This is a genomic window from Halovulum sp. GXIMD14794 (genome assembly GCF_054457455.1).
Window position 1 is genome coordinate 517,608 of record NZ_JBTLNF010000003.1, and the last position, 13,059, is coordinate 530,666.

The 13,059-nt window shown below is 65.4% G+C and carries 9 protein-coding genes and 1 pseudogene; 4 read left to right on the forward strand and 6 right to left on the reverse strand.

Annotated features, from left to right (window positions below):
• The first annotated feature begins 84 nt into the window (after positions 1-84).
• The 4 genes from ACW9UR_RS04795 to ACW9UR_RS04810 are packed head-to-tail and all read left to right on the forward strand — an operon-like array spanning position 85 to position 4,908.
• Positions 85-654: a tripartite tricarboxylate transporter TctB family protein gene (locus ACW9UR_RS04795; RefSeq protein ID WP_458915778.1), complete on the forward strand. Its 570-nt coding sequence runs from the start codon at positions 85-87 to the stop codon at positions 652-654.
• An 8-nt stretch (positions 655-662) separates the two neighbouring features.
• Positions 663-2,171, forward strand: coding sequence for a tripartite tricarboxylate transporter permease (locus tag ACW9UR_RS04800; protein ID WP_458916166.1), 1,509 nt, complete (start codon positions 663-665; stop codon positions 2,169-2,171).
• Positions 2,168-3,022, forward strand: coding sequence for a shikimate dehydrogenase family protein (locus ACW9UR_RS04805; protein WP_458915779.1), 855 nt, complete (start codon positions 2,168-2,170; stop codon positions 3,020-3,022). The genes ACW9UR_RS04800 and ACW9UR_RS04805 overlap by 4 nt, the downstream gene beginning before the upstream one ends.
• Positions 3,019-4,908, forward strand: a complete 1,890-nt coding sequence (locus tag ACW9UR_RS04810) for a bifunctional sugar phosphate isomerase/epimerase/4-hydroxyphenylpyruvate dioxygenase family protein (protein ID WP_458915781.1) — start codon at positions 3,019-3,021, stop codon at positions 4,906-4,908. The genes ACW9UR_RS04805 and ACW9UR_RS04810 overlap by 4 nt, the downstream gene beginning before the upstream one ends.
• A gap of 70 nt (positions 4,909-4,978) precedes the next feature.
• On the opposite strand, the gene ACW9UR_RS04815 is transcribed toward ACW9UR_RS04810, so the two are convergent.
• The 6 genes and pseudogenes from ACW9UR_RS04815 to ACW9UR_RS04840 all read right to left on the reverse strand — a co-directional run bounded on the left by ACW9UR_RS04815 (position 4,979) and on the right by ACW9UR_RS04840 (position 12,962).
• Complete coding sequence (locus tag ACW9UR_RS04815; protein ID WP_458915782.1) at positions 4,979-6,487, reverse strand: aldehyde dehydrogenase (NADP(+)); 1,509 nt, start codon at positions 6,485-6,487, stop codon at positions 4,979-4,981.
• Between the two features lie 17 nt (positions 6,488-6,504).
• Complete coding sequence (locus tag ACW9UR_RS04820) at positions 6,505-7,644, reverse strand: fumarylacetoacetate hydrolase family protein (RefSeq protein ID WP_458915783.1); 1,140 nt, start codon at positions 7,642-7,644, stop codon at positions 6,505-6,507.
• A 309-nt stretch (positions 7,645-7,953) separates the two neighbouring features.
• Positions 7,954-8,799, reverse strand: a pseudogene (locus tag ACW9UR_RS04825) (ABC transporter permease); the annotation flags it as partial.
• 12 nt (positions 8,800-8,811) lie between these two features.
• Complete coding sequence (locus ACW9UR_RS04830; protein WP_458915784.1) at positions 8,812-10,545, reverse strand: ABC transporter permease; 1,734 nt, start codon at positions 10,543-10,545, stop codon at positions 8,812-8,814.
• Positions 10,546-10,637: 92 nt separating this feature from the next.
• A complete protein-coding gene (locus ACW9UR_RS04835) occupies positions 10,638-11,753 on the reverse strand; it encodes an extracellular solute-binding protein (protein WP_458915785.1) in 1,116 nt (371 codons plus the stop codon).
• Positions 11,754-11,861: 108 nt separating this feature from the next.
• A complete protein-coding gene (locus ACW9UR_RS04840) occupies positions 11,862-12,962 on the reverse strand; it encodes an ABC transporter ATP-binding protein (RefSeq protein ID WP_458915786.1) in 1,101 nt (366 codons plus the stop codon).
• Positions 12,963-13,059 lie beyond the last annotated feature (97 nt).

Here is a 13,059-nt window from a genome sequence, read left to right on the forward strand (position 1 = left end):
GAACGACCGCCGCGGCCTCTCAGGTGCCGTGTGTTCCCATCGCGGCTCCCGATTTTTCCTGACGCACGCGCAAGGGAGACCACGATGCAACGCATCGATCCCGACCATCATGATGGCACCTCGGACGCGACACCGGGCGGCGAGCCCGGTCTGCGCCGCCCGGGAGAGTTGGCCTTCGGCATCGTCATGCTCGCTGCCAGCCTGTTCCTGCTCTGGAGTGCCTACGGCATCTCGGGCTTCGAGGCACTGTCCGCTCCCGGCTCGGTTCCGATGGCGACGACCTTCGCGATGGTGGTCAGCGCCGCAATCATCGTCCTGCGAACCGCCCGGCTGCCGCTGGACCGCGCCGAGACGCTGGCGCGCGACATCCTTCCCGGCGTCGTCCTGATCTTCGCGGCCTTTCTCGTCGCCTACGGTGCGCTGCTTCGCCCCTTGGGCTTCCTGCCGACCTCGGCACTGTTCCTCGTCGCTTCGATCAAGATCCTCTCGCGCCGCAGCTGGTTCTGGACCGTCACAGTGTCGCTGGGCAGCCTGGCCGCGATCTGGCTGATCTTCCGCATTGTCTTCACTGTGCTGATGCCCGCAGGGATCGTCCCCGAGGCCGAGTTCATCCAGATGTTCCGTGATCTCATGGGCGAGGAGCCGTCCCAGTGACCTCGCTGATGGACTTCCTCACAGTCTTCACCCAGCCAAAGCTTCTGATGCTGGTGGGCCTCGGCACCTTCGCAGGCGTCTACGTGGGCGCGATCCCGGGTCTGTCGGTGACGATGGCAGTCTCGATCCTGATCTCGTTCACCTTCTCATGGGACGTTTACCCTGCAATATCGCTTATGATCGGGATCTACATGGGGGGCGTCTACGGCGGCTCGCGGACGGCGATCCTGCTGAACATTCCCGGCGCGCCCTCGGCCATCGCGACGGCGCTCGACGGCTATCCGATGGCCAAGCGCGGCGAGGCCGGGACCGCGATCGGCGTCACCACGGTGATGTCGTTCATCGGCGGCTTCGTCGGCATAGGCGTGCTGGCTCTGGCAGCGCCCATGGTCTCGGACTTCGCGCTGCGCTTCCAGCCCAGGGACTACATGCTGCTGGCGATCCTCGGCATCCTGCTGGTCGGTTCGCTCAGCCAGGGCAGCCTCGTCAAGGGCATCTTCGCCGGCGCGCTTGGCATCGCCATCGGCGCGGTCGGTCGTGACCCGCTGACCTTCGCCGAGCGCTTCACCTTCGACCTCCGGCTGATGGAGGGCGGGATCTCGTTCATCGCGGTGATGATCGGCATGTTCGGCATCTCTGAGGCGCTGCTGCAACTGCACCATGTCGACAAGGACGCGGTGCGCCAGAAGATCAGCCGCATTATCCCGTCGCTGGCCACGGTGAAGAAACATCTGCCGCTGTCGCTCCAGACTTCGACCATCGGCGTGGTGATCGGCGCGCTTCCGGGGACTGGCGGAGACATCGCGGCGCTGATGGCCTACGACCACGCCAAACGGGTCACGAAATCGCCTGAGCGGCCCTTTGGCGATGGTGCCATGGAAGGGTTGGTCGCCCCCGAGACCGCCAACAACGCCGCCGTTGGCGGGGCCTTCATCCCGATGATGACCCTGGGTATTCCCGGCGATGCTGTGACCGCGATCATGATAGGGGCGCTTTTCATCCACGGTCTGAACCCGGGCCCGATGCTGATGATCGACAAACCGGACATGTTCTGGTTCATCGTCGGCTGTCTGGTGATGGCAAACATCTTCATGCTGATCTTCGGCCTGACCGGGATCCGCCTGTTCACCAAGATCGTCGAGATGCCGCGCGCAGTGCTGATCCCACTGATCATGCTTCTTTCGATCGTCGGTGCGTACGCGGTGAACAACTCGATCACCGACGTCTATTGGATGCTCGGCTTCGGCATCTTCGGCTATTTCATGCGGCATTACGGTTATCCGCTCGGACCGGTGATCCTGGGCGTGATCCTGTCGCGACTCCTGGATGACAACTGGCGGCGGGCCATCATCTCGGAGCGGGAGGACCTCGGCCGCTTCTTCGAGGGGATCGCGACCAGCCCGCTGTCGCTGATCCTGTTCCTGTCAGTGATCCTGATCTTCGTCTCGCAGACGCCGCTCTGGGCGCTGGCCAAGGGCAGGGGCTTCGCGGGCGGCAAACGGAGCGTGAAGAAATGAGCCAGGTCAAATCCCTCAAGCTGGGCCTGATCGGAGACAACATCGCCCGCTCCCGCGCCCCGGTGCTGCATGGGCTGGCGGGGCAGCAGGCCGGCGTGGCGGTGACCTACGATCGGCTGGTTCCGAAACAGATGGAGCAGGAGTTCGACGCGGTCTTCGACGGCTGCGTAGCCGGCGGCTTCGAAGGGATCAACGTCACATACCCTTACAAGGAGCGGGTGGTGCGCCGGGTTTCCATCGAGGATCCGTTGGTGCGGGCGATCGGCGCGGTCAACACCGTGCTGTTCCGCCCCGAGGGCCCGCAGGGGTTCAACACAGACTACACCGGTTTCGTCGCCGCCTACCGGCTCGTGCGCGGGCAGACCGCGCCCGGCGTCTGCTGCCTTGTCGGGACCGGCGGCGTAGGCCGGGCCCTGGCTTTCGCATTGGTCGCGCTCGGGGCCGAGGAAATCCGATTGGTCGACTTGGACCTAGGGCGCGCCGAGGCGTTGGCCGACGACATTCGCTCCGGCTCCGATGGCGTCCGGGTGCTGACCATGACCGACGCGGGCGAGGCCGCGCGGAACGCCGCGGGCGTCCTCAACGGTACGCCGGTAGGTATGGTCGGCTATCCCGGCTCGCCGGTCCCCAGGGACGCGCTGGTCGCGGCCGAATGGGTCTTCGATGCGGTCTACACACCGGTCGAGACCGAGTTCCTGACCGATGCGCGGGCGGCTGGGGCGGCGATCATCTCGGGCTATGAGCTGTTCTTCTTTCAGGGCCTGCACGCCTGGGACCTGTTCGCCGGACTGCCGCTCGACGAGAACGCGCTGCGCGCCGCGCTTCTGGAGGAACGGGAGGAACCGGCATGAAGACTTCGATCGCCACGGTCTCGATCTCGGGCAACCTGCGCGAGAAGCTGGACGCAATCGCCAAGGCGGGTTTCGACGGGATAGAAATATTCGAGCAGGATTTCATCGCCGACGCGGGCAGCCCGCGCGAGATCGGGCAGCTGATCCGTGACCACGGGCTGGAGATCACGCTTTTTCAGCCGTTCCGCGATTTCGAGGGGCTGGCCGGGTCCGCGCGTGACAAGGCGTTTGACCGGGCGAAGCACAAGTTCGACACGATGGCCGAACTGGGCACCGATCTGATGCTGGTCTGCTCGTCGCTGCACCCAGAGGCGCTGGGTGGTATCGACCGGGCCGCCGGGGACTTTGCAGAACTCGGCGAGATCGCCGCTGCACGGGGCATCCGCGTCGGTTACGAGGCGCTGGCCTGGGGGCGGCACGTCAACGACCACCGCGACGCCTGGGAGGTGGTGCGACGGGCCGATCATCCAAACATCGGGGTGATCCTGGACAGTTTTCACACCTTGTCGCGCGGGATCGACCCGGACACGATCCGGCGCATCCCCGGCGACCGGATCTTCTTCGTGCAACTGGCCGATGCTCCGCTGATCGAGATGGACCTGCTCTACTGGTCGCGCCATTTCCGCAACATGCCGGGCGAGGGCGATCTGCCAGTCACGGACTTCATGCGTGCGGTCGCGGCCACAGGCTACGACGGGCCGATCAGCCTCGAGATATTTAACGATCAGTTCCGTGGCGGGCGCCCCGAAAGCCTCGCCCGCGACGGCTACCGCTCGCTGGTCGCATTGATGGAGGACGTTCGGCGCGCCGAGGCTGACATCCGGATCGAGGTGCCCGACATTCCTTCCCGGGTACAGATCGAGGGCGTCGAGTTCATCGAATTTGCCGCCCAAGGGGGCGAGGCCGAGGCGCTGGCCACGTTGCTCCGAAGCATGGGCTTTGCGCATGTCGGCGATCACATTGGCAAGAATGTCGCGCTCTGGCAGCAGGGCGGGATCCGGATCGTGATCAATCAGGAAACGTCGGGCTACGCCGGGTCGGCCTATGCCACCCACGGCACCACGATCTGCGATCTCGGGATCCGGGTCGCCAGCGTGGACGACACGATCCGCCGCGCGGTGGCACTGGGAGCGACGCCCTTCAGCCAGCCGCTCGGTCCCGGAGAACTGGACATTCCCGCGATCCGCAGCGTCGGGGGCGGTGTCACCCATTTCGTCGACGAGCAGAGCGGCCTTGCGGACGTCTGGTCGATCGAGTTCCGGGATACCGGGGCGGTGACCCCTCAGGATGCTGGACTGACCGGGGTGGATCACCTCGCCGAGACGATGAACTACGACGAGATGCTCAGTTGGGCGCTGTTCTACACCTCGATCTTCGACATGGAGCGCGCGCCCATGGTCGACGTCGTCGATCCGGACGGGCTGGTGCGCAGCCAGGCGATCCGGGCGCGGCAGGGCGCCATGCGCATCACCCTAAACGGCGCTGAAACCCATCGCACGCTCGCCGGCAGTTTTCTGGCCGAAAGCTTCGGCAGCGCGATACAGCACGTCGCCTTCAGCACCGGCGACATCTTCGCAACCGCGCGGCGGATGGCTGCCTTGGGGTTTCGGACGTTGCCGATGACCGTGAACTACTACCGCGATCTCGAGGCTCGGTTCACGCTCGACCCGGCGCGGCTGGACGAGATGAAGGCGCTCGACATTCTCTATGACGAGGACGCGGACGGGGCGTTCCTCCAGCTCTACAGTCAGCCTTTCGCGGGGGGGCTCTTTTTCGAGATCGTCCAGAGGGTGGGCGGCTATGGCGGCTACGGTGCGCCGAACTCCCCGTTCCGGATCGCCGCGCAGAAACGGCTGATGCGCCCAAAGGGGATGCCGCGGGGTTAGGCCGACCGGTTAGCGAGACTGGCGCGGGAGGCGAACAGGGCGGCGCGCGATGCGCGCCGCCCGGAATAAATTACTGCAGGTCTTTCGGCAGCAGCGCGTCGGGCATGTTCTGGTAGCACACCGGCCGCAGGAAGCGACGGATCGACAGCGTTCCAACCGAGGTCGCGCCGAAGTTCGTCGAGGCGGGGTAGGGGCCGCCGTGTACCATCGTGTCGGACACTTCCACTCCCGTTGGGAAACCGTTGACCAACAGCCGGCCGGCCTTGCGCTCCAGCACCGGCATCAGTGCCTGCGCCAGCCCGGTATCGCCGTCGTCCATGTGGATCGTGCAGGTCAGCTGACCCTGCAGCGAGCGGGCAACGGCCTGCATCTCGGCTTCCGAGGTCGCGGTCACGATCATGCCGAGGGGGCCGAAGACTTCCTCGCCCAGTTCTTCATTCTCGAGCCACTGCTTGGCCGTGGTCCGGTAGAGATAGGGCGTCGCGTTCCGCAGGTCGCAGGTCGAGGTCAGCACTTCCTGCACACCGGCCGAACCCGCGATCCGGTCGCGGCCGTCGCGATAGGCCTGGGCGATACCGTCGGTCAGCATGGTCTGCGCATCGGCGCCTTCCAGCGCGCCGCGAGCTGCCTCCACGAAGCTGTCGACATCCGCGCCTTCCAGCGCCACCGCGACGCCGGGGTTGGTGCAGAACTGGCCCGCGCCCATGGTCAGCGACCCGGCCCAGCCCTTGGCAATGTCATCGCCGCGTGCACCCAGCGCATTCGGCAGCAGGAACATCGGGTTGACCGAGCCTAGTTCGCCGAAGAACGGGATCGGTTCAGGGCGCTGCGCGCAAAGGTCGAACAGCGCGCGGCCACCGCCAAGGCTGCCCGTGAAGCCAACGGCCTTGATCCTCGGGTGCTGCACCAGCGCCTGGCCGACGTCGCGCTTGCCGCCCTGGATGAGGCTGAAGACGCCCGGGTGCATGCCGCAGGCGCGCACCGCGGCGTCCACGGCCTGTGCAACGATCTCGCCGGTGCCGGGGTGGGCGGAGTGGCCCTTGACCACGACCGGGCAGCCGGCGGCCAGCGCCGCGGCGGTGTCGCCCCCGGCGGTCGAGAAGGCCAGCGGGAAGTTCGACGCGCCGAACACGGCGACCGGGCCGATGGGCCGCTGCACCATCTTCAAGTCCGGGCGCGGCAGCGGCTGACGGTCGGGCAGGGCGGCATCATGCCGGCGGTCCAGGTAATCACCTTTGCGGATGTGCTCGGCGAACAGGCGCAACTGCCCGGTGGTGCGGCCCCGCTCGCCGTTGAGCCGCGCCTCTGGCAGGCCGGTCTCCTGGGTGCCGATTTCGGTGATGGCGTCGGCGCGAGCCTCGATCTCGTCGGCGATCTTGTCGAGGAAGGCGGCACGCTCTCCCCGTGTGGTGTAACCGTAGGACCAGAACGCCTCTTCGGCGGCCTCGGCGGCGATGTTCACCAGCTCGGGCGTGCCGACTGCGAACTCGTGCGCGGGACCATGCGCCGGGTCGGATTTGAACGTGGTCTCGCCTGCGACCCAGTCGCCAGCGATCAGGTGCTTGCCGGTAATGCTCATGTCGTCCTCGCTTGCAGTCAAAGAAGGTTGCGCCCGGAGAGGTTCCGCATCAGCGCCGCGGCGCCGAAGGTCCATTCCGGGCATTCGGTGGAAAGACGGACCGTGTTGGTCAGCGTGCCGAGCCCGGCACAGGAGATGCTGACCACGTCGCCGGCCTTGTGAGTGAACCCCTGGCCCGGCGTGTCGCGGTCTTCGGTCGGGGCGAACAGCGTGCCAAGGAACAGTACCAGCCCGTCCGGGTACTGGTGATGCCGCCCGATGGTTTGCGCGACCAGATCGGCGGGATCACGGCTAATCTCCTTCATCGAGGAATGGCCGTGAAGCACGTAGCCGTCGGTGCCCTCGATGCGCATGTCCAGTTCGGCCATGCGCACGTCGTCCAGCGTGAAACCGTCGTCGAAAAGCCGGATCATCGGCCCCACCGCGCAGGAGGCGTTGTTGTCCTTCGCCTTGCCCAGCAGCAGCGCCGAGCGGCCCTCGACATCGCGCAGGTTCACGTCATTGCCCAGGGTCGCGCCGACGATCTGCCCGCGGCTGTTCACCGCCAGTACGATCTCGGGCTCCGGGTTGTTCCACTTCGAGATCGGGTGCAGGCCCACGTCCGCGCCCCAGCCCATTGCCGAAAGCGGCTGCGCCTTCGAGAAGACCTCGGCGTCGGGTCCGATCCCGACTTCCAGGTATTGCGACCACATGCCCAGCCGGATCAGCTCGGCCTTGACTTGCGCAGCCTGCTCGCTGCCGGCCTCGATCTGGTCGAGGCTGTCGCCGATGATCTCGGACACCTTGGCACGAATCCCGGCGGCCTTGTCCGGATCGCCCGCCGCCTGTTCTTCGATCACCCGCTCGACCATCGACCGGGCGAAGGTCACGCCGCAGGCCTTGACCGCCTGCAGATCGCAAGGCGACAGAAAGCGCGCATCGTCGCCCGAGCCGCCCATTGCGGCAAAGTCATCCGGCGTGCCAACGGCCTCGCCCTCGGCGCCGCGCACGTGGGCCGCCGGGTCGTCCAGTTCCATCACGTCCCGCACCGTCGGCGCGGCCTTGCTGGTGATGTCTACAAGCTGCCCGTTGCGCAAGGTGACGACGCAAGGCCCGATGCCCGGCCGCCAGATGCGGCCGAGCCAGAGGCCCGCCGCTTCGTCCCGATCAAGGATCATTTTCCCCCCGGTTTCATTCCGTGAGACCGATGTAAGCGACCGCGGCGGAGAAAGCCACCACCACCGCACGAAACTTCCCGCCATTGCGCGAACTTACCGTGGTGGATGCTCCTTGCGGGGGCAAGCTGGCGCAAGCTTCCAGGCTTGCCTGCCGATGCTTAGCGTTGCGGCGACGCTGGCGCCTTTCCTCGTTCCCAACCGGCAGAAAATACCGGGGCGCCCGTCAAGTGACGTGCGCCCCGCTTTCTTCATCCCCGCAAATACTCCCGCCGGAGGCGTCCCGAGGTGGCGGCGCGTGCGTTCGCCCGGTCAGCCGGGCGACATGCCCCGCAGCCGCTCGGACCGGCGGCGCAGGATCTCGACCGTGGTCAGCAGCAGGATCGAGACAACCACCAGGATCGTGGCCACTGCGAGAATGGTCGGGCTGATCTGCTCGCGCAGGCCGGTGAACATCTGCCAGGGCAGGGTCTTCTGCCCGGCCGAACCGACGAAGAGCACCACGACCACCTCGTCGAACGAGGTGATGAAGGCGAACAGCCCGCCCGAGATCACACCGGGCAGGATCAGCGGCATCTGCACCTTGAAGAAGGTGCGCACCGGGTCCGCGCCCAGGTTGGCCGAGGCGCGTGTGAGCGAGCGGTCGAAGCCGACCAGCGTGGCCGTAACGGTGATGATCACGAACGGAATGCCCAGCGCGGCGTGTGCCAGCACAACGCCGAGATAGGTCCCCTGGAGCCCGATCCGGCTATAGAAGAAGTACATGCCCGCCGCCGAGATGATCAGCGGCACGATCATCGGCGAGATCAGGATCGCCATGATCGCCCGGCGGAAGGGGACATGCGACTGGCTGAGCCCGATCGCTGCCAGCGTGCCGAAACTGACCGCCAGAAATGTCGCGACCGGCGCGATCAGCAGCGAGTTCCGCAGCGCTGCCTGCCAGTCGCTGTTGCCGAAGAAGTCCTTGTAGTGCTTGAGCGAATAACCCTCGGGGTCAAGCGCGAGCATCTTCGGCGTGAAGGTGAAGAAGTCCTCGGCGTTGAAGCTGAGCGGGATGATCACCATGATCGGCGCGATCAGGAAGAAGAAGATCAGCCCGCAGATCACCCGAAAGGAATAGTACCAGACCCGCTGGCCGGTGGTGGCATAGGGGGGAAGTCCCGACATGGCTCAGCCTCCCAGCTTGACGTTGTCGATGCCGACCATACGGTCGTAGACCCAGTAGAGTGCCAGCACGACCGCCAGCAGGATCGTGCCCAGCGCCGCCGCCAGACCCCAGTTGAGCGAGCTGGAGATGTGATAGGCGATCCGGTTCGAGATGAAGACACCGGTGGTGCCGCCGACCAGTTCGGGCGTGATGTAGTAGCCGATCGACAGGATGAACACGAGGATCGATCCCGCGCCGATGCCCGGCACCGAGTTCGGGAAATAGACGCGCCAGAACGCTGTCCAGTTCGTCGCCCCCAGAGATTTTGCCGCCCGCAGATAGCTTGGCGGTATCGTCTTCATTACTGAGTAGAGCGGCAGGATCATGAACGGCAACAGGATGTGCGTCATGGCGATGATCGTACCCAGCTGATTGTTGATCAGCGCCAGCCGTCCGGCGTCCGAGACGATCCCCAGCCAGACAAGAGTGTCGTTGATCACCCCCTGCTGTTGCAGCAGCACCTTCCAGGCCGAGGTCCGCACCAGCAGCGAGGTCCAGAACGGCAGCAGCACAAGGATCATCAGAAGGTTCGCACTGCGCATCGGCAGGTTCGCCAGCAGCCAGGCGACAGGATAGCCCAGCAGGATGCAAGACAGAGTGATCGCCAGCGACATGAACATCGTGCGCTGGAACAGGGTCACATAGATCCGCTCGCCCTCGTCTCGCGCCTGTACTCCGTCCGCAGTCAGTTGAAGATCGACCGAGTTCAGGAAATAGCCGCTGGTGAAGGGCGGGGAGTAGGTCTTGATCGTCTCCCAGTTGACCCGTTCGCCCCAACCGTCGTCGACCTCGATGAAGGTCTCGCGGAAATCGGTGACGGGAAGCTGATCGACGGCGGCGGCGGCTGCCTGCAGGGCGTCCGCACCGGGACCACCGTAGCCCTGCACGCGCTCGGCACCTCCGTTCTGCAGGTCCAGTGCCAGCGCTGCATAAACTGCTTCCCAAGGGTCTTCCTCGGCGACCACGTCTTCGTCGACGATGGCGGTGAAGATCGCGAAGGCGGTGTATTCCTGCGCGGTCAGCGGCAGCATCTCGGCGATTTCCACAGAGGGTGCGAAGCCCACGTCGCCAGCCATGCTCTCGCGCGCCAGCGCGGCGAGCCGGGCGCGCTGCCGCTCCAGCAGTGCGGTATCTGCGTCGCCGCTACCGGTCATCATCTCGTGCCAGAACGCACCATCCTCGAAGCGCTCGTCGATTTCTTCCAGTGCGTCCTGGTAGGGCTCGCCGACGTTGTCCATGTCGCGCCCGGAAGAGCGGAACATCGACGAAATCCCGGTGGTCTCATAGTTCAGCCGGGTGCCGAGCCGTGTGTGCGACTTGGCCTCGGCCGCCAGGAACAGGTCGAAGAACAGCGCCTGGTAGACCGGTTCCGGCGGCAGTTCGTCCGCGTCAGCATCCCAGTCGTTCAGCGAGGCGACGGTCGCCGGCAGCGTGTCGCCGACGATCTGGTTCTCGACCGAGCGGAACAGCATGTCCGCGATCGGCGCGATGAAGGTCACGAGCACGAAGATCAGCAGCGGCGCGATCAGCATCAGGGCGCGCAGTTTCTCGCGCCTCAGGGCCCGTTGCAGGCTGCGCTTCAGCGGCGTGCCGTCCGCAGCCAGCACCGGGCCCGACTTTTCGCTGTCGGCGATCCGCAAGCCATCGTCGGGTGTGGGCGCGGTCCGCCCGGTCGTCGCGTCGGTGACGTCGGCCATGTCGTGTCCTTGTCGCTCCGCTTCCAGTCTTGCCGCCGACGGCGGCGGGGCAGGGGCCGCGCTACGGCCCCCGCCCGTCTCATGTCAGGCGATCAGCCCTGCGACAGCCAGGCCTGGAATTTGGCATCCAGATCGTCGCGATAGTCAGCCCACCACTCGTAGTTGTAGAGGAAGGTGTTCTGGGCGTTAGCCGGGTCGGTCGGCATGTGCGGCGCCATCTCGATACCCAGTTCTGCGTGGGTCGAAACCAGCGGAGCCGAGCTGTTCCGGGCAGGGCCATAGCTGATGTACTTGGCCTGGTCGGCCAGGCGCTGGGTGTCGGTGGCGAACTTCAGGAAGTCCATCACGCGGGCCAGGCGATCCTCGGGCAGACCGGCAGGAACGATCCAGCCGTCGAGGTCGAACACCTGAGCGTCCCACATCATCGCGACCGGCTGACCCTGCTCCTCGATCACCGAGAACAGGCGACCGTTGTAGGTTGAGCCCATGAAGACTTCGCCGTCGGCCAGCAGCTGCGGCGTCTCGGCACCGGCAGACCACCACACGACGCTATCCTTGATCGTCGCCAGCTTGTCGAAGGCGCGCTGCTGACCTTCGTCGGTCTCAAGCACGTCATAGACGTCTTCCTTGGCGACGCCGTCGCAGAGCAGTGCCCACTCCATGTTGTTGATCGGGCGCTTTTCCAGCGCGCGCTTGCCCGGATAGGTCTCGAGGTCGAAGACATCACAGATGTCGTTCGGCGGCTCGACGCCATCGGGCACCATGTCGGTACGATAGCCGAAGGTGGTCGAATAGACGATCTGCGGAATGAAGCAGTCCGAGACGATCAGGTCGCCAAAGTCTTCCGAGGCGTCGGTGCCGTCGGGTGCGGCGGCCAGGACCTCGTCATGGTCGATTTCCATCGCCAGGCCCTCGTCGCAGAGGCGCATGGCGTCCGAGGCCACGACATCGACCAGGTCCCAGGTGATGTTGCCGGCTTCGTCCATGGCGCGCAGCTTGGCGACGGCCTCGTTCGAGCTTTCGTCCCAGACGGCGCTGACGCCCGAGTTGTTGGCCAGGTAGGGCTCGACATAGGCCTTCTGCTGACTCTCCTGGTAGGCGCCGCCCCAGGATACCAGCGTCATGTCGTCCGCCATGTCCTGCGCAGTGACCACGCCGGCGCCCAGTACCAGCGCGGTCGAGGCCATAAGCGTTGTGCTCAGTTTCATGTGTTTCTCCCAGTTAGACCCGTCATAGGCTAAGCGGGGGCCTGCGCCACGGGCGGGGTCGGCAGGCCCCGGATGCCGGAACGCGAATCCGCGTACCGGCGTGTCCAGTCACGCGTCGAGCGCCCGGCAGTCTGCCGGCAGCCAGCCGATTTCCAGCTGTTCGCCCGGCGTCAGCCGCCGCTGGTCGGGGGCGTTGCGGGTCTTGATGATGAAATCATCGTTCCCCGCCACCCGCAGCCGCGTGCGGTAGATGTCGCCCATGTAGATGAACTCCAGCACCTCGGCCTTCAGCGTATGTGCGTCAGGCGACAGCCGGTCCTTGTTGTACTCCACCCGCTCGGGGCGGATCGAAACGCGGGTGCGCTGTCCGGGCTGCGAGACGTTCACCGGCTTGCAGTCGATGATCTCTCCGCCGTCGAGCCGGACGATCGCGATATCGCCGCGGATCTCCTGGACCTCGCCTTCGAGTGTGTTGTTCTCGCCGATGAACTGGGCGACGAAGCTGTTCTCTGGCTCTTCATAAAGCGTGTCGGGCGGCGCAAGCTGCTGGATGCGGCCGTCGTTGAACACCGCGACCCGGTCCGACATCGTCAGTGCTTCGGTCTGGTCGTGGGTGACGTAGACCACCGTGATGCCAAGGCTGTCCGCGATGCGCTTGATCTCGAACTGCATGTGCTCACGCAGTTGCTTGTCGAGCGCGCCGAGCGGCTCGTCCATCAAGACCAGCTCCGGTTCGAACACCAGCGCGCGGGCGAGGGCCACACGCTGCTGCTGACCGCCCGAAAGCTGCGCCGGACGGCGGCCGCCGAAGGCCCCCATCTGCACCATGTCGAGGGCGCGCTTCACCTTGGCCTCGCGCTCCGACTTGTCCATGTTCCGCACTTCCAGCGGGAAGGACAGGTTCTCGGCCACGGTCATGTGCGGGAATAGGGCGTAGTTCTGAAACACCATGCCGATTCCGCGCTTGTGCGGCGGGATGTTGTTGATGCCATTCCCATCCAGAAGGATGTCGCCGTGGGTCGCGGTTTCGAACCCGGCCAGCATCATCAGGCAGGTCGTCTTGCCCGAACCCGAGGGGCCGAGCATGGTCAGAAATTCGCCCTTGCCGATTGAAAGATTGAGGTCTTTTACGACGAGAGTTTCCCCGTCGTAGCTTTTCTGCACGCGGTCAAAGACCACGAAACCATCGGGCGTCGCTTGCTGTGCCAAATTATTCCCTGTTGGTCTTGCGCCAAGTATTTCCGGAAGCCTGCCACGATAATGAGCAGGAACACAACAGCTACGTTCGGGTTTGACCGGTTTTTCA